Here is an 18,847-nt window from a genome sequence, read left to right as displayed (position 1 = left end):
CACTGCGCTCTCCGAACGGACCGAATCGGATGCCGAGTCGTCACTCGAGTCGCTCTCGCGAGGGGGTCGTCGGCACCAGCGTCGAGACGCGGGCGTTCTCTTTGATCCGCAGCCCACCCTCGGCGACGGACAGCGGGATCAACGGCAGGTGGGAGGCGACCAGCATCGAGGGATGGGAACCACCCCTGGCCAGGAGTTCGTTCCGGGGCTGCAGGGAGACCGGCTCCTCGAGGTCGGTGAGGAACTCGTTGTGCTGGAGGACGTACTGGCCGCCCTCGAGGTTCCACCAGCCGTACTCGTCGTCCGGATTCCGCAACTCCGTCGGGACGGGGTCGAGGTCGGCGTCCTCGAGTTCGTCGCCGCCGAAGTCGAGTCGGCCGGGCGAGGCGACCTCGTAGATCGCACTGACCGTCAGATCGATCCCGTGGTCGTGGACCTGTACGGGTTCGTAGACGAGGTTGTCGACCGCGTCGGCGAGCGCGTGTTCGCCGGACATATCGGTCGTACTGACGGTTCCGACGGTCAAAAAACGTCCCCTCTCGTCGTGGCGTTAGAAGCGGTCGATCGTCCCTCGAATGGTCTCGCCGATCGACCGAAGCGCAAGGGTCGCCGGTGGATCGCTTTCCTGACGCCGCTTCTCGTCTCGAGAGGGGTCGCGTTCGCCGAACAACTGACGGACGGTGTTGTGGCTGTCCCGGAGGAACGGGAGCGGATCGTCGAGGTCGGCGTAGTCGAACCGCGGCTCCCGGGCCAGCGACGTCAGCACGTTGCGGACGGCCCTCGAAAACGACGGGCGTTCGACGACCGGATACTCCTCGGAGAGGATGCTGTGGAGGTAGAGCAGTTCGCCGCGCAGGAGGTGGCCGCCGATGCCGACCTCGTAGCTCGGTTCGGTCGTGATCGGCCGGTCCGTCGACTGACGCCAGTAGAGATACGGGAAGTCGACGCCGGCCTGGACGGTGAACGGAAGGGACGTCCAGAACCGTGGGTTGACTTCCATCAGGAGGAACTCCCCGGTCTCGGGGTGACGCAGGAACTCCACCATCGCGAGCCCGTGCCAGTCGAGTTCCCCGAGGAGCCGTCGCCCGGCCGCGTCGAGTTCCGGGACGTCGATCGACTCGCGGTAGGCGCTGGGGCCGCCGGCGTACTTCCAGGCCCGTTCCTGTCGGTGCTGGAAGGTCGCGACCGGTTCGCCGCGATCGTACAGCGCGAAGAAGGCGTACTCGTCGGTCGTCGGGACGTACTCCTGGACCAGTGGCACGTGGCCCATCTCCTCGACGATCGCGGCCTGGTCGGGCGTCGCATCGGCCGGGACGTACCGGGTCGACCGCTCGTTCACGCGTCGCTCGTCGAAGTCGGTACTGTACTCGGGTGCGTGGACGGTGTAGCGGGGTTTGACGATGACGTCGTCGTCCCACTCGGTCCAGGCGTCGAGCGGTTTCGTCTCCGGGGTCGCTACGTCCGCCGATCGTGCGGCGTCGAACAGTCGAGAACGGTCCTGCACACGTCGGAGTCGCTCGAGCGTCGGCCACGCCGTTGCGACGAGGTCGTCCAGGCGGTCGTAGTTCCTGGCGAGCACGTAGACGTCGGCTTCCCGGACCGGGATGACGGTCCGGACGTCACTGCGGTGCGCGAGTTCGAGGATCGCGTCCTCGTAGGCCGAGAGATCCGCGCTCGGGTCGGCGACTCTGATCGTTTCACCCACGTATCTGGAACTGAACCCCGGTGCGCGCCGTTGCTCGGAGATCCCGATGGTGTCGATGCCCCGACGGCCCAGCGATCGCATACAGGCGACGCTGCTGGCGGCGTCGATCGCCGGGACGACGACGGTTCCGTCGGGCCCCTGGCCAGGCCGGTCCATGCGTAGTACGTAAAAATGACCGCGGCTTAGTTATAGACGCCTGCAGGGGCCGTCCGTCGGCCGTAACGGGACCATATCGCCGTCAGGACGATGGACGCCGTCCACGTTCTCTCGGCGCTCTCCGCCGTGAATCGGCGGTCAAAGCCGGCCTAATGGGGGCGGGGAATCTGCGTCGATTCTCGGACCGCCCGTGACGAGCGAGCGGTATTTGTGGCTGCCGGGTGACCGATCGGGTATGGTCGACGTTCTGTCGGACGAGATCGAACGGTTCGTCCGGGCGGCCGGTCCCGACCCCGACGACGTACTGGCCGAGATGGACGCCTACGCCGAACGCGAGGGGTTCCCCCACGTCGGTCCCGAGGTCGGCGCGACGCTTCGGCTGGTCGCCCGCCTCGCCGACGCCGAACGGATCTTCGAGTTCGGTTCCGGCTTCGGCTACTCCGCCTACTGGTTCGCCGAAGCGCTCCCCGAGGACGGCGAAATCGTTCTCACGGAGGTCGACGAAGACGAACTCGAGCAGGCCCGCGACTACATGGCTCGAGGCGGCTACGACGACCGCGCCCGGTACGAACTCGGCGACGCCCTCGAGACGATCGACGACTACGACGGGCCGTTCGACGTGGTCCTGATCGACCACCAGAAACACCGGTACGTCGAGGCCTTCGAGTCCGTCCGCGACGAGGTTCCCGTCGGGGGCGTCGTCGTGGCCGACAACGCGATCACCGCGGGTCCCATCGAGTTCGAGAAACTCCTCGCGTGGGCCGAGGGAGCGACGCCCGACGACCCCAACGAACACACGCGGGGGATCGCCGACTACCTCGACCGAGTGGGCGAGGATCCGGCCTTCGAGACGGTCGTCCTCCCGCTGGGTGAGGGAATCGCCGTCAGCTACCGGATCGCGTAAGGACGCACTTCGTCCGCGGTATGGAGTCGAAACCGCCCGGGTGATCGGCGTCGTGACTCCACAGGGATCGATTGGTTGGGTCGTGGGAGAACGGACGACTGTCTGAAAGTGATCCGACTACCGGGTCGAATACTCCGAGGACTCGCCCTCGAGCACCTGTTCTTCCGGCGCGTCGGCACCGACCGTCGACCCGTACTCGCGAAAGCCAAGGAACACCGTCGTGGAGGCCGCGATCAGCAGCGTTCCCCAGGTGACTGCGGTCAGCGAGTGGACCAGCGTCTCGGCGTGTCCCGGGACCGCTCCGGCGACGGTCTCGAGGCCGACCGCGTGCAGGCCGGCGACGGCCAGGAAGCCGATCCACAGCGCCAGCGACAGCGACACGAGCGTCCGTCGGGAGACCCGGCGCGCGTACGTGGCGACGAAGTAGACGCCGGCCACCGCCAGCGCGGTCGCTCCGAGCGTCGGCGCCAGCGCATCGACGGTCGCGTTCGTCAGGCCTGCGACCGCAAAACAGGCGAACGATACGGCGAGCAGGTATCGATCCGAACGGAGTGGTGTCGGAATCACGTCGTGCACCGCCTTGCCGGCACGTATAGCCGGTCGATTATATAGCTGTTGGGTCGGCCCGGTCTCGCCGGCGTCTCGAGACGAGGCTACCGTCGCTCGTCGCCCTTTTCCGGACTGTTCTCGGACCGTGGCTCGAGGTGTGGCTCCGGCAGCAGTTCCGCCCGGGAGCGGTCGTCGAGCCACTCGAGTAACGCGACCAACTGGTCGGTCGCGGCCTCGAAGAGGCGCTCGCCGATCTCGGGGGTCGCCTCGGTCTGGTCGCCGAAGACGCCGTTGGGGCTGTTCTCGATGCAATCGTAGAACGTCGTCGCGCCGTTGACGCGCTCGGCGTCGTAGTCGAAGACCGCGCCGCCGTCGCGGGCGTCCTCGAGGCGGTCCTCGCGAACGAGCTCGTTCGCGATGTGCATGATCATCGCGGTCTCCTTCGGGCCGCCGTGGGGACCGGGCGTCTCGAACACCTCGTCGATCACCTCCGGGATCGATTCGTCCCACATCCACTCGATGGCGTAGGCGGTGCCGTCCTCGTGGAGGCGTCGTCCGACCTCCCGGAGGTGGGCGACGTTGCCGCCGTGGGCGTTGACGTAGACGATGCGGTCGATACCGTGGGAGGTGAGGTTCCGCGAGAAGCTCTCGACGTAGTCCCGGAACACCGGGGCGTCGACCCACGTCGTCCCGTGGAACTGACGGTGGTGGGAACTGACGCCGATCCGGATGGGCGGCGTACAGAGGTAGCCGCTCCGGTCGGCGGCCTCGCGGGCCAGCGCCTCGGCGATCAGGTGATCGGTCCCTTCCGGCAGGTGCGGGCCGTGTTGTTCCGTCGAGCCGACGGGAACGACCGCCAGCGACTCGTCCTCGACGTAGTCGGCGACCTCCTCCCAGGTCCGGTGTGGCAGGTACATACCCTCCTCATCCGTTCCCCAGCCCCAAACCTCGTGTGGCTCAGCCGGACTGGGATGTGATGATAAGCCTTAATAGTTGAGTCGCGTCGAGTTATTATATGGCAGTCGTCAGCGTCTCGATGCCGGACGAGTTACTCGAGCGACTCGACCAGTTCGCGGAGGAACACGGCTACACCGGGCGCAGCGAGGTCGTCCGCGAGGCGTCCCGGAACCTGCTCGGCGAGTTCGAGGACACCCGCCTCGAGGACCGCGAACTGATGGGGATCGTCACCGTCCTCTTCGACTACGAGACGACCAGCGTCGAGGAACGGATGATGCACCTGCGCCACGAGCACGAGGACCTCGTCGCCTCGAACTTCCACAGCCACGTCGGCGACCACTACTGCATGGAACTGTTCGTGCTCGAGGGCGAACTCGAGGACATCTCGACGTTCGTCGGCAAGATCCGCGCGACTCAGGACGCGCTGACGGTCGACTACTCGGTGATTCCGGTCGACGACTTCGATCCGATCTCGCAGGGCCGATGAGGGAATCTGACGCGATCGTCGTTTCTCAGTGACCCGCGGCGATCCGTTCCAGCGCGAGGCGGATCTCGTACAGTAGGTACGTCACGGACAGGCCGATCCCCATCCAGAGCCACGTGACGGCGGTTCCCGCGTCCGCCGTCTGACCGGCACCGACGATTCCGACCGCTGTGAAGGCGACGAGAACGACGGTGACGACGGTCTTCGGGTCTGACTCCCGTTCGGCTGACATTCCGTTTCTTTCCGCTCTGTTATTGTGAACGGACACGCGGTGTTGACCGATCAGTATCGTTTTACCGGTCTCCGCCCTACGAGCCACCATGTCCTACCGGAAGGTCAACTACGAGGACGTCGAGCAGGTCTCGAGCGCGATGCACTTCCTCTCGGACCCGCTCGAGACCGAGCAGGTGGGGGTGACCGTCGCTCGCTGTGATCCCGGCTGGAACAGCAAACCGCACGATCACACGGAGAACGACCACGAGGAGGTCTACGTGCTGATCGAGGGGGAAGCGACGGTCGTCGTCGACGACGAACCGGTGACGATGGAGGCCGGCGACGCGCTGTGGATCCCGCCCGAATCGACGCGCCAGATCAAAAACGGCGACGCCGAGAGCGCGTTCGTCCTCGTCAGCGCGCCGAGCATTCAGGACGAGGACGGCGACGACGGCGAGTGGTTGTTGTCGGGGTTCGCGGGGTGACGACCCACGCCCCTCGATCGGACGAACTCTGCCGTCGGTGCGACGAAGCGACGCCGTGAGGGTTTTGGTGATCGATGTGGTGCTCGAGAGCGGGTGAGTCGCGATCTACTCGACACATCACGCGCTCGTCTCGTTGGTGATAACCGTCCCGTTGGTGCTCGCGTTGCCGCCGGTGTCGATCGCGGGGTATTCGATCCCGGTCGCCGTCCTCGTCGGCTACGGGACCGTCCTCGGCGTCGCGATCGATTTCGATCACTTCCTCATCGCCCGACTCAAGACGGGCACCTGGGACGCCGTCCGCTTCTGCCTCCGGAACCCGACCGCCGCCGTCGCGGCACAGGATCGCATCTTCCGGCCCGGTGACGTCGGCGTCCTCTCGCGGCTGTTGAGCCACCTCCTGCTCGCGGGCCTCGTGGTTCCCCTGCTCGCCGCCGTCAGCGTCCCGCTGTCGATCCTGACGGGAATCGTCCTCTACGTCCACGTCGTAACGGACGTCGTCTGGGACATTCACCGACTCGACCACCAGGCCGAGACCGCGGCGAACGAAGCGGAACTCCTGCGGGCGCTTCGCTAACTGCAAAGCGCAGGCACCGGCTAATTGGGCCTCGCCCCCGTGGCCCGGTGCATGGATCTGCTCGAGGACGACATCGTCCCCGATCACGCTCGCGACGTCAAGGCAGAGGCCCGGGCGTTCGCCCGCGAACACATCGAACCCAACGCGCAGGAACGGTTCCAGTCCGGCGAGTACCCCCACGACGTACTGGCGGCCGGCCAGGAGGCGAATTTGGTCGGCCAGGACATCCCCGAGGAGTGGGGGGGTCGGGGTCTCGACCTCCCGCAACTGCTGGCGCTCACCGAGGAATTCTACCGGGCCGACGCCGGCATCGCGCTCACGCTCCAGCTGGCGAGTTTCGGCTGCGAGATCACCTACGAGTACGGCTCCGACGAGCAGTGCGAGGAGTACATCCGCCCGGTCGCGGAGGGCGACCAGATTTCCGGACTCGCCGTCTCCGAACCGGAGACCGGCAGCGACCTCGCGGGGATGCAGACTCGCGCCGAGAAGGACGGCGACGAGTACGTGTTAAACGGCGAGAAGTACTGGATCGGCAACGGCGTCGAGGCCGACTGGGTGACCCTCTACGCGCGGACGGGCGACGACGAGACCAACCGCTACGGCAACCACTCGATGTTCATCGTCCCAACCGACGCCGACGGCTACGAGGCCGAACACATCCCCGAGAAGATGGCGATGCGCGCCTCGAAGCAGGCTCACGTCGAACTCGAGGACTGCCGGATCCCCGAGGCGAACCTGATCGGCACCGAGGGCGCGGGCTTCTGGATGCTCGCGGAGTTTTTCAACCAGGGGAGGATCGTCGTCTCGGGCCACGGCCTCGGCATCGCCGCGGCGGCCATCGAGGAGACCTGGGAGTTCGTTCACGACCGTGAGGAGTTCGGTCGGACGATCAACGAGTTCCAGGCGGTCCAGCACGGACTCGCGGACGCGCTCATCGACTTCGAACGCGCGCGTGCCCTCTCCTGGCGCGCCTGCGAGAAGGTACAGAACGGGGAGAACCCCGGCTACTGGGCCGCGCTGGCGAAGACGAGCGCGACGGAGACGGCCGTCGACGTCACCGAACAGGGAATGCAGTTTCACGGCGGCCGCTCGATCCTGGACGAACGCCGGATCGCCCGCCTCTACCGGGACGCACGGATTCCGGTCATCTACGAGGGTGCCAACGAGATCCAGCGAAACCTGATCTACGGGCAGGCTCCCTCGAGCTAAGGTTCGCGCCGACTGACGCGAAACCACGGAAGTGAACGCAAATTCCGTTTTCCCGGTTTCCTGCCGAAAGAACGATTGTTCCCCCTGCCAAACAGAAGAGGCGTTACCGCCCACCGTAGCAACCAGCTATCTCAGATGACTCGTTCACGCGTGCTCTGTGTGAGTGGTGATCGGACGACGCGGGCCGCCGTCACGCTCTCGTTGACGGGTGCCCCGGTCAACGTCGTCATCGCTCAACGAGCACCTCACGCCGTGTCCCGTCTGCAGGAGGAGTCGATCGACGCGGTCGTCGTCGACGCAGCGACCGTCTCGGACGTCCCGTCCGTCGTCGGGGCAGTGGAAACGCACGCCCCCGGGAGTCCGACGTTCGTTCACTGGGGCAGCGGCGACGACGCCGTCGTCAGCGAGGTCGTGACCGGGTCGGATACGGGCCGCGACGACGCGACCGATCGGCTGGCGACGCTGCTTCGGACGCGTCTCGAGGCGGACGCTGATCCCCCGCTCGAGGCCTCGTCGACGGCTTCGGACGACGCGTCGCCTTCGTCCCGGGACGGCCCCACGGTCCAGGACCCCGATCTCCCCGAGGAACTGGCGGCGGCACTGGGTGCGGTCAGATGCCGGCTGCTGGACGTTCGCTCGCCGGGGATCGTCGAACGGATCGTTCGCGAGGAGTGGACCGCACTCGAGGGGATCGCCTTCGCCTGGATCGGCGAGTACGACCGCGGCGAGCGCGAGATCGTTCCGTGGCTCACGGACCCCGACGCGACGTCGTGGCCGCTCGGGCGCACCTTCTCCGTCGGCGACGGGACGTATCCGCTGTTGGACGAGGCGATCGAGACCACCGAGCCCCGGACGGCCACCGAGGCGCTCGGAGACGCGCCCCTCGGTGCGACGGCACGGGAGCGTGGCGTCGCGTCGACGACCGTCGTACCGCTTGCGTCCTCCGAGCGGGTCTACGGCGTGTTGATGATCTACGCGGACGAGGCGCTGTCGGACGCCGACGAGCGGGCGATCCGCTCGCTCGCCGACGCCGTTTCGGCCGTCCTCGAGACGATCGCCGTCCACGGCCGTCTCGACCAGCAAGAGCGGGCACGCCAGCGATACGAACGACTCGTGCAGACGGCCGGCGACGGCATGTACGTCCTCGACGACCAGGGCCACTTCACGACGGTCAACGACGCCCTCGTCGAGATGACCGGCTACGAGCGCGAGGCGCTGCTCGGCGAACACGCCTCCATCCTGTTCGACGAAGACGACATCGACGCCGCCCGGTCGACGATCCGGTCGTTGCTCGATCGCGACGCGGCGACCGACACCGTCGAGATGACGCTCGAGACCAAATCCGGCCAGCGGGTGCCGACCGAGGCCCAGATCGCCATCCTCGTCCACCGGGGGCTCTTCCACGGCTCGGTCGGCGTCATCCGGGACATCACCGAGCGAAAGCGCAACGAGCGCCAGCTGCGCGAGCGCAACGAGCGACTCGACGCGTTCGCCAGCATCGTCAGTCACGACCTCCGGAACCCGCTTAGCGTGGCCCAGGGCTATCTCGATTTGATCGAGCAGACCGGCTCGATCGAACACGTCCCGGAGGTGCGTGGCGGCCTCGACCGGATGGAGTCGATCGTCGACAACGTCCTCACCATCGCCCGCGACGGCGACTGGACCACCGACGTGGAGCCCCTCGACCTCGAGTCGATCGCGGACGAGGCCTGGGACCACGTCGCGACCGAGGAGGCGTCGCTCTCGGTCGACGGCTCCGTCGGCTTCGAGGGCGACCGCTCGAGTCTGTTACGGCTGTTCGAGAACCTCTTCAGGAACGCGATGGAACACGGCGACGCGGACGTCATCCGTGTCGGCCCGTTCGAGGACGGCCGACGCGGCTTCTACGTCGCCGACGACGGCGACGGCCTCCCGCCGGACGTTCGCGACGACCTGTTCGATCCGTCCGTCTCGACCGGTTCGGACGGCCTCGGCATCGGGCTCTGGATCGTCAGCGAAGTCGCTACGGGACACGGATGGACGATCACCGCGACCGAAAGTGAGAACGGAGGGGCCCGGTTCGAGTTCGCCTTCGACGATTAGTTCTCCGACTGCAGGTCCTGGAACGCGCCGACGAAGTCCTCGTGTGACTCCATACCCGAGACGGCGTCGTCGACGCGTTCTTCGAGGTCGACGACCCGGTCACACAACTGTTGATACTCCTCGTTGGTCGCGAGTTCGCGTTCGGCCTTCTCGGACTCGAGCAGGGCCTTCTTGGAGACGAGCGCGTAGTACTCCTGAATCTCGGATTCGTACGCCGAGCGCTCGGAGACCTCCTCGACCATCTCCAGCAACTCGTCCTTCGAGACGGGTTTGACGAGGTAGTCGTCGAACCCCATCTCGATGATGTCGAAGTCCGGATCGACTGCCGTCACCATGACGACCCGGCAGTCGTAGCCCTCCGCTCGGAGTTCCTCGAGCACCTCGTCGCCCGACAGACCGGGCATCCGGCGGTCCAGCAGCACGACGTCGACGCTCTCGGTTGCCTTCTCGAGGGCTTCCTCGCCGTCGTAGGCCGTCTCGACGGCCCACTCGGTTTCGAGCCAGGCTGCGAACAGGTCGGCGAGACGGGCCTCGTCGTCGACGACGAGCACCTCCAACTCACCGCTCATCGAAGATCCCCCTCCGTTCGCTCCGTCATTTCAGCCACGCGTCAGTCATCGTCCCTCTGGCTCTTAAAGCTCGCGACCAAATGTATCGTATCTTATCACTGTTCGATTGGTTTTAGTTCGATAACTGCCCTGTTCGGCCGCTCTGTCGCGGGGTCGACGCGACCGACGGCCGTGTTCGGTGGCCGACCTGCCCGTGAGACCGTTGCGTTACCGGCCGTCGTCCGAGGCACTGGCCTGCAGGTACTCCTGGAGGGTTTCGTCGTCGATCGCATCGAGGACTCGATCGGTACCGATGACGTCGACCAGCCGACCGATCCCCTCTCGGGCGCGGGTCTCGGCTTCGTCCTCCGTCAGCCGACGGTCGAACACGTCCTCGACGTACCGTTCCTGTCGGTCGCGGAACCGATCCTCCGGGACGTCGTGGTCGGACGGAGCCTGTTCCTCGAACCACTCGCGCCAGCGGTCGCGGTCGGCCCACTCGCCCGCGAACTCCGCGTCCCGTCGGAGCCAGTCGTAACGGGTAGCGACACCCTCGGGATAGTCGCGCTCGAGTCGATGGTCCTCGAGGAGGCTTCTGGCGACGTGGGCACCGTGGCCGGCCGCGACGATGGCCTGAGCGCTGCGGCGACCGGCCGGCGAGGCGACGTACAGGCCGTCGACCGGCGTTCGACCGGTCTCGTCGGCGTACTCCGGATCGAACCCTTCGTAGGTGTCCTCGCCGTGTTCGTGTTCGGTGAACATCGCGTCGCCGTCGAGCGGCCGCAGGAACTCGCCGTCGTACCACGCGGCCGCGATCACGTAGTCGGTCGTGACGGTGGTGCCGTCCTGGGTTTCGACGACGAACGTCTCCGCGTCGCGGCGGTCGACGGTGGTAACCGTCTCCGGAACGAGTTCGCCCCCGTTTTCCTCGACGTGGGCGTGGGCCAGCGCGTAGTAGGTGTCGATGTCGATGCCGGCCGGGAACCCCAGGTAGTTCTCGAGGAACGCACAACGTGCGAGGGCGGCGTTGCCGCGGTCGAAGACGACCGTCTCGAGGCCGTACCGGGCCGTGAACACCGCGGCCGCCGCGCCGGCTGGACCGCCGCCGACGACGACGACGTCGTAATCGATCGCATCCGAATCGACGCTCGACATCGCTCAGTTCGCCTCCGTTCCGTCGGCCGGTTCCGCGGCCACTTCTGCCGTCAGGCCGGTACCGAACGCGAGCGATCCGCCAGTCGCCGCTCGTCTCGAGGCGGACGCTCGCCGCGTCGGCCGTCGCCGTTTCGGTTGAATCGTTGCCATGTATTTTAGGCTCGCCTAAACGACCATAACGACTTCGGTTCTGGTCGTCCGATACGAACGCGAAATCGGGACTTTCGAAAAATAACAGGTTACGAACGTCGTCGCCGTCGGTTCGTGGTCGTCATGGGTGAACGCTCACAGTGTCGTCCCCGACGCCGAACTGAAATCGCTGCGTCGTGGCGACGGTCGCCCTCGAGCGTTACTTCCCTTCGAACTCCGGCTCACTTCCGAACGGCTCGCATCGCGAGCCGTTCGACGTTCGCCTCACTTCCCTTCGAAGTTCGGCTCACCGTCCCCCATGAAGGCCGTGATACCCTCCATGAGGTCGTCGGTCGCCATCAGGTGGCCGAACGCGGAGGCCTCGTACTCGAGACCGGACTCCGTGTCGTCGCGGCCGGCGAGGAAGGCGCGCTTGGTGAACTTCTGGGCGATCGGCGGGCCGCCGGCGAGGTCGGCCGTCAGTTCGAGGGCACGTTCTTCGAACTCGTCCGTGTCGACGACCTCGTTGACGAAACCGTAGTCGGCCATCGTCTCGGCGTCGAAGCGCTCGGCGGTGAGGATGATCTCCTTCGCGCGGCCCTCGCCGACGACGTGTTTGAGTCGCTGGGTGCCGCCCCAGCCCGGAATGAGGCCCAGATCGAGTTCGGGCTGGCCGAACTCGGAGCGGTCGGTCGCGACGCGGAGGTCGGCACAGGTCGCCAGCTCCATCCCGCCGCCGAGACAGTAGCCGTCGATGCCGGCCACGACGGGCATATCACAGGCCTCGAGTTTGCCGAACGTCTGCTGGCCGAGCCGCGAGAGTTCCTGGCCCTCGAGGGGGTCGGCACCGCTGCCGGCCATGCTCTGGACGTCGGCACCCGCGGAGAACGCGCGGTCGCCCTCGCCGGTGACGAGGATCGCGCGCACCTCGTCGTCCTCCTCGAGCAGGTCGATCACCTCCGAGAGCTCCTCGAGCACCTGGTCGCTGATCGTGTTCATCCGGTGCGGGCGGTCGATGACGACGTGGGCGACGTACTCCTCGGGGTACTCGATGCGGATGACCTCGAAGGAGACGCCCTCTTCGGTCTCCTGTTCGTAGAAGCCGCCTTCGGCGGCGCGTTCCTCGAGGTAGTCGGCGGGAGCGTAGCGCTCGTGGCCGGTCTCCTCGTAGGCTTTCTCGAGCGTCTCCAGCAGCGTCTCGAGGCCGTAGTCGTCGACCAGCGTGACGGGGCCTTCGGGGAAGCCCGCGCCTAACTGCGTTGCCTCGTCGATCGACTCCGGCGGCGCGACGTCGTTCCCGATCAGCTTCGCGGCCTCGTTGGCCATCGTCGCCAGCAGGCGTCGCTCGACGAGGTCGGACTGCTGGTCGGTCGGGATGTCGACGCCCTCGCCGTCCTCGTAGTCGTAGAAGCCCTTGCCGGTCTTCTTGCCGAGTTCCTCGTTCTCGACTTTCGACTCGAACAGCGGACTCGGCTCGTAGGCATCGCCCAGCACCTCGTTCATGTACTCGAGGACGTGGAAGCCGACGTCGATCCCGGTCAGATCGGCGAGTTCGAACGAACCCATCGGCAGGCCCATCCCGTACTTGGTGGTGGAGTCGACCTCCTCGATGGTCGCCTCGTCCTCGCTGACGAGCCAGCAGGCCTCGTTCATCAGCGGGACGAGGATGCGGTTGACGATGAAGCCGGGCGAGTCCTTGTGGACGCGGACGGGCGTCTTGCCGAAGTCCTCGGCGAGGGCCTCGATCGTCTCGAGGGTCTCCTCGTCGCTTTCAGCGCCGGAGATCACTTCGACGAGGTCCATCCGGACCGGCGGGTTGAAAAAGTGCATCCCGCAGAACCGCTCGGGGCGCTCCGTCACGTCGGCGAGTTCGGTGATCGAGAGGCTCGAGGTGTTGGTCGCGAAGATGGCGTCGTCGGCGGCGACGTCCTCGAGTTCCCCGTAGACATCCTTCTTGATCTCCATCTGCTCGGGGACGGCCTCGATGACGACGTCGGCGTCGCCACAGGCTTCCTCCATGTCGACCAGCGGCGTGACGCGCTCCAAGGCGGCCTCGGCTTCCTCCTCGCTCAGCCGATCCTTCTCGGCGAGTTTGTCGAGCGACCACTCGATCTGCTCGTACCCGTTTTCGACGAACTCCTCTTTGATGTCCCGCATGTTCACGTCGTAGCCGGCGATCGCGGCGACCTCCGCGATGCCGTGGCCCATATTCCCTGCACCGAGAACTGCGATGGTGTTGATATTGTCGACTCCCATGGACGAACATGCGTCGGGAACCGGTTTGAACGTTTCCCTCCCTGCGGGAGGAAACTCGGTTTCAGTTTACATCGGGTTACAAAGGACTTTATCGCTGGGGTTGAAATGACCTCACATGGAATTCGGTCTCTCCGAAGAACAGCAACAGATCCGCGAAGAGGTACAGCGGTTCGCCGAGAACGAAATCGTTCCCGAAGCCGAGGAGTACGACGAGGAGGAGACGTTCCCCCACGAGATCGTCGACAAGGCCGCCGACATGGGGCTTGTCGGCGCGTCGATCCCCGTCGAGTACGGCGGCGCGGGCTACTCGACGCTCGAGACGGCGCTGATCGCCGAGGAACTGTTCTCCTACGACCCCGGCATCGCGCTGTCGATCATGGCCTGTTCGTTCGGGACCGAAGCCATCCGGGAGTTCGGGACCGAAGACCAGAAGGAACGGTTCCTCGAGCCGGTCGCGACCGGCGAGAAGATCTCCGGCGCGGCGATCTCCGAACCCGACACCGGCTCCGACGTCTCCTCGGTCTCGACGAAGGCCGAGAAGGACGGCGACGAGTGGGTGGTAAACGGCAACAAGATGTGGATCACCAACGGCAGCGTCGGTGACTTCTTCGTCGTCCTCTGTAAGACCAACCCCGACGCCGAGGGCCGCTACAACGGCTTCAGCCAGATCGTCGTCGAGTCCGACCGCGACGGCTTCAGCGCCGACAAGATTACCGGCAAGATGGGCATTCGAGCGTCCGACACCGCCGAACTCATCTTCGACGACGTTCGGGTCCCCGAGGAGAACCTCATCGGCACCCGCGACGCCGCCTTCATGCAGCAGATGCAGTTCTTCGACGCCACCCGCGTCGGCGTCGCCGCCCAGGGCGTCGGCATCGCGAAGGGTGCCACCCGCGAGGCGCTCGAGTACGCCCAGGACCGCGAGCAGTTCGGCCAGCCGATCAGCGAGTTCCAGGCCATCCAGCACAAACTCGCCGACATCGCCACCCGGACCGAGGCCGCGCGCAACCTGACCTACAAGGCCGCCTGGCACGTCGACCAGGGCGAGGACATCACCAAGCTGGCCTCGATGGCCAAGGAGTACGCCTCCCGCGTCGCCGTCGACGCGGCCAACGAGGCCGTCCAGATCCACGGCGGCTCCGGCTACGTCAACGACTTCCCCGTCGAGCGGTTCTACCGCGACGCCAAGATCACCCAGATCTACGAGGGCACCACCGAGATCCAGAAGAACGTCATCGCACGCGAGCTGCTCGGGAAAGGGTTCTAACTCCCGACGCACTCGTCGGTCCCACCTCTCCTGGTTGCAGACGTGCCGCCGACCCTTTTTCGTCGGCGGTTTCGATCGGAGCACCGTTGTCTCCCATCAGGTCGTCACTCCTGGATTCGGACCGTCGTTTCGGCCGCGAGTCCCTTCGCCGCGGCGTCGGGGACGTTGAGTCGAACCCCGATCGTGTGGTCGCCGGGTTCGGCCGGCACCCACTCGCTGTCCGATACCCGAAACAGCCCGTCCCACCGTCGTCTGAACCGTTTTCGTTCCCCCCGATCGAAGCGGAACTGGCCGGGTTCCGCGGGCGGATCGTAGCGCAACCGTTCCGACGCCTCGGTCTTCCCGTCGACCGCCCAGGTCCACCGCACGGGCGAATCGGTTCGGAGCACGACCGGCACCGGCAACGCGTTCGACATCGTGATGGTGAACGGGATCGGATCGCCTCCGGCGTACGACGTCTGGGGGGTCGAAATCTCGACGGAGATGGCCCGGTACCGCACTCGTTGCGGGACGAGCCACCGGCTGAGCGCCGTCGAGTCGACCGAGCGGGCCGTCTGCACTCGCGACCGCGGATCGTTCTCGCTCGGCGTGAACGGGCCGTCGTCCCGCTCGAGCGCGTCCGACTCGTAGATCCGGCGCATGCGACACTACACCACACCGGGGAGCTAAAAGGTGGGGGACGGTTCGGCGATGGCGATCGGAGTCCCGCCGGACGACACTCACCGACGAGCGGACGGGTGGCTGGCCAGGGATCGGCTACCGATCGGTTCCATCCGCCGTACGACCACCGGTTCGACTGGTAGGCAGCGCCGACCGTCCGGTACGGAGGACGTACCAGGACGCCGTGACGTCCGGCCTCGAGGTTCGAACCGGCGCTATGGAATGCCGATTTCCGCCCGATAGCGGGCAGAAATTCGGACGGATGCATGCATTTGTGGAACGAGATTCCCGAATGAACTCAACAATTATTCGTCCTTTCATGTATTTTCGGACGTATCATAAAAATACCTTTGTGGCTCCTTGTGGTGTTCCCGCACCGTTGGGAAATGTGCTGTGGTGGTATGGAACACACGAACACTATCCGTGACTGCCGATCGTTCCGCCGCGAGCCCGTCTCGCCGCCGCGAGCGACCGGCACTCCGAACGCGAACACCGATTACAATGTCCGAACCGACGACGACACGTGAACCGACTCTCGATCGACGACGGCTCCTTCAGGGTATCGCGGCGGCCGGGGTGATCGGTGCCGCCGGCTGTATGGGTGACGAAAGCGACGACGAAGCAGTCGACGTCAGTGCTGCACTGGAACGAAACGACGTCGAGTACGGTAACATTCAGGAGGGTGGTCGGCTCGAGTTCGCGATTCCGCGAAACAGCATCTCCGACTACGACCAGGCCCAGAGTACCGCCGCCGAGGACTCGGTGGTGTTCGAAGCCGTCTACGACGGGCTGATAACCGTCAGCAGCGACGGCGAGTACCTGCCGTGGATGGCCGTGGAACACGAAGCCACGGAGGCCAACGACGTGGACGTGCTCGACTACGAGGAGTACATGGTCGAGATGGAGGCGGTCGACGCGGAGGACGGTTACCCGTTCTTCGAACTGGAAGACGAGAACAACCTCGTCATGATGCGCCACCCGGAGGACATGCCCGCGGAGGCGGGCGATACGGTCCGGGTGTTGACGCGGGAGGAGGCCGGCGACGCCGTCGACGACGGCGTCTTCGGGACCATGGTCGAAGGTCGCCTTCACGAGGGCATCGAGTTCCACAACGGCGAGGAACTCACCGCCGAGAACGTCCTCGGCTCCTACGACCGATACGTCGGTTCCGACAACGAGGGGCAACTGTTCGACAGTTTCCTGCACGCGGAGGCCCCCGACGGACCGGATGGCTACACCTACGAACTGTACTCCCAGTTGCCCGACGCCGCGGCGTTCGTCGAGATTCCGCCGTTCCTACTGTACCCCTCGGATCACTTCGACGTGCCGGCCGGCGACCTCGATCCCCGGGACGACGAGGAGATGGTTCCGATCGGGACCGGTCCCTACGAGGTCGCGGACTTCGAGGAGGGGTCGCGACTGCTGCTCGAGCGGACCGACACCTACTGGGTCGAGGAGGTCGGCCTCGACAACATCCCGTGGTGGGACGGACCCGACGAGTTCCCGGAGGGGCCGGTGATCGACGAGATCAACATCCGGTTCGTCGACGAGTCCGTCCAGCGAAGCGCCGCGCTCGAGGACGGCGACGTCGACATCGCGTACGAACTCCCCTCGGACGCACGCAACAGCTTCTACGACTCGGACAACTACGTCGTCTCCGCGACGGAGGCCTTCGGCTTCCTGTTCATGCAGTTCCCGGTCGCCGAGACCGAAACCGGCGGCGCGTTCGCCGAACGCGAGATCCGACAGGCCGTCAACGCGCTCGTCCCGCGCCAGCAGATCGTGGATTTCGTCGAACAGGGGTGGGCTGATCCGGCCCGCGTTCCGTTCCCGGAACCGGCGGCCGATCTCGGGACTGCCGGCGACTACGAAGACCTCTTCGACGAGGAGTGGGCCTACCCCGTCGAGCCCGACGTCGAACGGGCCGAACAGCTCGTCGAGGAGTCGAGTCTCGAGGCACCGATCGACGTCATCATCAGGACGAACTCCGACGACGACGAGCGGATCGACAAGATGCAACTGGTCGTCGAGGAACTGAACGCCAGCGGGCTGTTCGAGGCGGAACTCGAGACGCCGGCCGCGCTCGGCGACTGGACGCCGGAACTGTACACCGACGGGGCGCGCCACGATTACGCCGAGGACAACGCTGCCGCAGTTATCGGTCTCGCGGGGACGCCGGAGCCCCACGGGTATCCGGAGACGATCCACGATCCGGACAACTGGAACGGCTGCTGTAATTTCTTCTTCCCCGAGGGCACGTTCCCGGAGGAGTTCATCGATCTACTGCGGAGTTGCCGGTTCGCCACGGACGTCGCCGAGGACGAGGACACCCGCCGACAGCGCTACGACGAACTGTGGCCGGAACTCACCGACCTGTCCGCGAACACGATCGTCGACTACTCGCTGAATACGGGGACGGCCAACGACGACGTGGTCGGGTTCAACGTCCACCCCCAGACACAGGCGATCCTGAGTTACGCGCTGTACAGTCCGACCGACGAGCAGATCATCTATCTGGACCGGTGAGCCGACGCGACGAACTCGCACACGTATGAGTCTCCAACGATTCGTCCTCAAACGGCTGCTCGCCGCGGTTCCAGTCCTGTTTGGCGTCTCCGTGATCACGTTCTCGCTCATGCACGTCGCGCCCGGCGACGTGGTCGATCAGTTGATCGGGGCGAATCCGAACGTCCCGCCCCAGGAAGGGGCACGGTTGCGCCGCGAGTTCGGGCTGGATCAACCGATCTGGGTGCAGTACCTCGACTGGATGCGGGACGCGTTGGCCGGCGACTTCGGCGAGGTGTACTCGACCGGCCGCGACGCCGGCGCGGTCATCGCGGCCCGACTCCCGGAGACGCTTGCCCTCGCCGTGTTCGGCTGGCTGTTCGCGATCGTGATCGCCATCCCGGGTGGCATCTACGCCGCGGCGAACAAGGACGACCTGGGCGACGACGTGAGCCGGTTCGTCGCCCTCTCAGGCATCTCGATCCCCAACTTCTGGCTCGGGCTGATGCTGATGGCGGTCTTTGCCGTCTCGCTGGACTGGTTCCCGACGCTCGATCCCCAGACCGGGTTGCTCTCCCCGGAGATGCTGTGGTGGTTGATCCTGCCGGGGGTGACGATCGGGACGGCGGCGTCGGCGAACATGATGCGGATCATGCGCACGTCGATGGCCGAGGAGTTGAACAAGGAGTACGTCACCGCGGCCCGCGCGAAGGGGCTGCCCGAGCGGACGGTCCTGCTGAAACACGTCCTCCGGAACTCGCTGATCTCGGTCACGACGGTCGCCGCGTTCCTGGTCGCGAGTCTCATCTCCGGCTCGGTCGTCGTCGAGACGGTGTTCGGCTGGCCGGGACTCGGACTCGAGTTGGTCCAGGCGATCCACCTCCGGGAGATCAACCTCATCCTGGGGATCACACTGCTGACGGGCTTTTTCATCGTCGTCGCGAACCTGCTCGCCGACATCGTCTACGCGATACTCGATCCACGAATTCGGGACGAATACTGATCAGAC

19 protein-coding genes are annotated in these 18,847 nt (G+C 65.9%); 9 read left to right on the top strand and 10 right to left on the bottom strand.

Going from position 1 to position 18,847, the window contains the following annotated elements; all coding sequences use genetic code 11:
* Positions 1-40: 40 nt before the first annotated feature.
* The gene (locus tag TX79_RS04955) at positions 41-496 is read right to left on the bottom strand and encodes a dCTP deaminase (RefSeq protein WP_154660457.1); all 456 of its coding nucleotides are present in this window, start codon (positions 494-496) and stop codon (positions 41-43) included.
* Positions 497-550: 54 nt separating this feature from the next.
* Positions 551-1,861, bottom strand: coding sequence for a carboxylate--amine ligase (locus TX79_RS04950; RefSeq protein WP_049926077.1), 1,311 nt, complete (start codon positions 1,859-1,861; stop codon positions 551-553).
* Between the two features lie 235 nt (positions 1,862-2,096).
* Between TX79_RS04950 and TX79_RS04945 the strand changes: the two genes are divergently transcribed.
* Entirely contained in the window at positions 2,097-2,765 is a 669-nt protein-coding gene (locus TX79_RS04945; protein WP_049926075.1) for an O-methyltransferase, read from the top strand.
* Between the two features lie 117 nt (positions 2,766-2,882).
* Here TX79_RS04945 and TX79_RS04940 read toward each other — a convergent pair whose 3' ends face one another.
* Positions 2,883-3,341: a hypothetical protein gene (locus TX79_RS04940; protein ID WP_049926074.1), complete on the bottom strand. Its 459-nt coding sequence runs from the start codon at positions 3,339-3,341 to the stop codon at positions 2,883-2,885.
* 77 nt (positions 3,342-3,418) lie between these two features.
* Positions 3,419-4,231: a creatininase family protein gene (locus TX79_RS04935; protein WP_049926072.1), complete on the bottom strand. Its 813-nt coding sequence runs from the start codon at positions 4,229-4,231 to the stop codon at positions 3,419-3,421.
* A 98-nt stretch (positions 4,232-4,329) separates the two neighbouring features.
* On the opposite strand from TX79_RS04935, the gene nikR reads away from it, so the two are divergent.
* Positions 4,330-4,758 (top strand): nickel-responsive transcriptional regulator NikR, encoded by a 429-nt coding sequence (gene nikR, locus TX79_RS04930; protein ID WP_049926070.1) that lies wholly within the window; start codon positions 4,330-4,332, stop codon positions 4,756-4,758.
* Between the two features lie 25 nt (positions 4,759-4,783).
* On the opposite strand, the gene TX79_RS04925 is transcribed toward nikR, so the two are convergent.
* Positions 4,784-4,987, bottom strand: a complete 204-nt coding sequence (locus TX79_RS04925) for a hypothetical protein (protein ID WP_049926069.1) — start codon at positions 4,985-4,987, stop codon at positions 4,784-4,786.
* 88 nt (positions 4,988-5,075) lie between these two features.
* On the opposite strand from TX79_RS04925, the gene TX79_RS04920 reads away from it, so the two are divergent.
* From TX79_RS04920 to TX79_RS04905, 4 genes are all read left to right on the top strand, one after another.
* On the top strand, positions 5,076-5,453 hold the full coding sequence (locus TX79_RS04920) for a cupin domain-containing protein (protein ID WP_049926067.1): 378 nt from the start codon (positions 5,076-5,078) through the stop codon (positions 5,451-5,453).
* Positions 5,454-5,592: 139 nt separating this feature from the next.
* A complete protein-coding gene (locus TX79_RS04915) occupies positions 5,593-6,027 on the top strand; it encodes a hypothetical protein (protein ID WP_049928281.1) in 435 nt (144 codons plus the stop codon).
* A 51-nt stretch (positions 6,028-6,078) separates the two neighbouring features.
* The gene (locus tag TX79_RS04910; protein WP_049926065.1) at positions 6,079-7,236 is read left to right on the top strand and encodes an acyl-CoA dehydrogenase family protein; all 1,158 of its coding nucleotides are present in this window, start codon (positions 6,079-6,081) and stop codon (positions 7,234-7,236) included.
* A 135-nt stretch (positions 7,237-7,371) separates the two neighbouring features.
* Entirely contained in the window at positions 7,372-9,318 is a 1,947-nt protein-coding gene (locus tag TX79_RS04905) for a PAS domain S-box protein (protein ID WP_049926064.1), read from the top strand.
* Here TX79_RS04905 and TX79_RS04900 read toward each other — a convergent pair.
* From TX79_RS04900 to TX79_RS04890, 4 genes are all read right to left on the bottom strand, one after another.
* The gene (locus TX79_RS04900; protein ID WP_049926062.1) at positions 9,315-9,887 is read right to left on the bottom strand and encodes a HalX domain-containing protein; all 573 of its coding nucleotides are present in this window, start codon (positions 9,885-9,887) and stop codon (positions 9,315-9,317) included. The genes TX79_RS04905 and TX79_RS04900 overlap by 4 nt on opposite strands.
* 207 nt (positions 9,888-10,094) lie before the next feature.
* Entirely contained in the window at positions 10,095-11,021 is a 927-nt protein-coding gene (locus TX79_RS04895) for an FAD-dependent oxidoreductase (protein ID WP_049926060.1), read from the bottom strand.
* Between the two features lie 3 nt (positions 11,022-11,024).
* Positions 11,025-11,171 (bottom strand): hypothetical protein, encoded by a 147-nt coding sequence (locus TX79_RS19195; RefSeq protein ID WP_154660456.1) that lies wholly within the window; start codon positions 11,169-11,171, stop codon positions 11,025-11,027.
* A gap of 264 nt (positions 11,172-11,435) precedes the next feature.
* Entirely contained in the window at positions 11,436-13,406 is a 1,971-nt protein-coding gene (locus tag TX79_RS04890) for a 3-hydroxyacyl-CoA dehydrogenase/enoyl-CoA hydratase family protein (protein ID WP_049926058.1), read from the bottom strand.
* A gap of 115 nt (positions 13,407-13,521) precedes the next feature.
* On the opposite strand from TX79_RS04890, the gene TX79_RS04885 reads away from it, so the two are divergent.
* Complete coding sequence (locus TX79_RS04885) at positions 13,522-14,673, top strand: acyl-CoA dehydrogenase family protein (RefSeq protein WP_049926057.1); 1,152 nt, start codon at positions 13,522-13,524, stop codon at positions 14,671-14,673.
* Positions 14,674-14,777: 104 nt separating this feature from the next.
* On the opposite strand, the gene TX79_RS04880 is transcribed toward TX79_RS04885, so the two are convergent.
* Positions 14,778-15,314 (bottom strand): hypothetical protein, encoded by a 537-nt coding sequence (locus TX79_RS04880; protein ID WP_049926056.1) that lies wholly within the window; start codon positions 15,312-15,314, stop codon positions 14,778-14,780.
* Between the two features lie 616 nt (positions 15,315-15,930).
* On the opposite strand from TX79_RS04880, the gene TX79_RS04875 reads away from it, so the two are divergent.
* Positions 15,931-17,859: an ABC transporter substrate-binding protein gene (locus TX79_RS04875; protein ID WP_049928280.1), complete on the top strand. Its 1,929-nt coding sequence runs from the start codon at positions 15,931-15,933 to the stop codon at positions 17,857-17,859.
* Between the two features lie 25 nt (positions 17,860-17,884).
* Complete coding sequence (locus TX79_RS04870; RefSeq protein ID WP_049926054.1) at positions 17,885-18,841, top strand: ABC transporter permease; 957 nt, start codon at positions 17,885-17,887, stop codon at positions 18,839-18,841.
* Positions 18,842-18,847 lie beyond the last annotated feature (6 nt).

This window comes from Halopiger goleimassiliensis (genome assembly GCF_000455345.1).
Lineage (GTDB): Archaea > Halobacteriota > Halobacteria > Halobacteriales > Natrialbaceae > Halopiger_A > Halopiger_A goleimassiliensis.
Note: the sequence above shows the minus strand (reverse complement) of the source record. Positions and strands in the feature narration are given on the sequence as shown.

Bases quoted from the DNA above. Each gene is read 5' to 3' on its own strand.
- TX79_RS19195 (WP_154660456.1), bottom strand. From the start codon at position 11,171: ATGGCAACGATTCAACCGAAACGGCGACGGCCGACGCGGCGAGCGTCC.
- TX79_RS04945 (WP_049926075.1), top strand. From the start codon at position 2,097: ATGGTCGACGTTCTGTCGGACGAGATCGAACGGTTCGTCCGGGCGGCC.
- TX79_RS04950 (WP_049926077.1), bottom strand. From the start codon at position 1,861: ATGGACCGGCCTGGCCAGGGGCCCGACGGAACCGTCGTCGTCCCGGCG.
- TX79_RS04905 (WP_049926064.1), top strand. From the start codon at position 7,372: ATGACTCGTTCACGCGTGCTCTGTGTGAGTGGTGATCGGACGACGCGG.
- TX79_RS04885 (WP_049926057.1), top strand. From the start codon at position 13,522: ATGGAATTCGGTCTCTCCGAAGAACAGCAACAGATCCGCGAAGAGGTA.
- TX79_RS04925 (WP_049926069.1), bottom strand. From the start codon at position 4,987: ATGTCAGCCGAACGGGAGTCAGACCCGAAGACCGTCGTCACCGTCGTT.
- TX79_RS04880 (WP_049926056.1), bottom strand. From the start codon at position 15,314: ATGCGCCGGATCTACGAGTCGGACGCGCTCGAGCGGGACGACGGCCCG.
- nikR (WP_049926070.1), top strand. From the start codon at position 4,330: ATGGCAGTCGTCAGCGTCTCGATGCCGGACGAGTTACTCGAGCGACTC.
- TX79_RS04910 (WP_049926065.1), top strand. From the start codon at position 6,079: ATGGATCTGCTCGAGGACGACATCGTCCCCGATCACGCTCGCGACGTC.
- TX79_RS04870 (WP_049926054.1), top strand. From the start codon at position 17,885: ATGAGTCTCCAACGATTCGTCCTCAAACGGCTGCTCGCCGCGGTTCCA.
- TX79_RS04895 (WP_049926060.1), bottom strand. From the start codon at position 11,021: ATGTCGAGCGTCGATTCGGATGCGATCGATTACGACGTCGTCGTCGTC.
- TX79_RS04890 (WP_049926058.1), bottom strand. From the start codon at position 13,406: ATGGGAGTCGACAATATCAACACCATCGCAGTTCTCGGTGCAGGGAAT.
- TX79_RS04935 (WP_049926072.1), bottom strand. From the start codon at position 4,231: ATGTACCTGCCACACCGGACCTGGGAGGAGGTCGCCGACTACGTCGAG.
- TX79_RS04900 (WP_049926062.1), bottom strand. From the start codon at position 9,887: ATGAGCGGTGAGTTGGAGGTGCTCGTCGTCGACGACGAGGCCCGTCTC.
- TX79_RS04875 (WP_049928280.1), top strand. From the start codon at position 15,931: ATGGGTGACGAAAGCGACGACGAAGCAGTCGACGTCAGTGCTGCACTG.
- TX79_RS04920 (WP_049926067.1), top strand. From the start codon at position 5,076: ATGTCCTACCGGAAGGTCAACTACGAGGACGTCGAGCAGGTCTCGAGC.
- TX79_RS04955 (WP_154660457.1), bottom strand. From the start codon at position 496: ATGTCCGGCGAACACGCGCTCGCCGACGCGGTCGACAACCTCGTCTAC.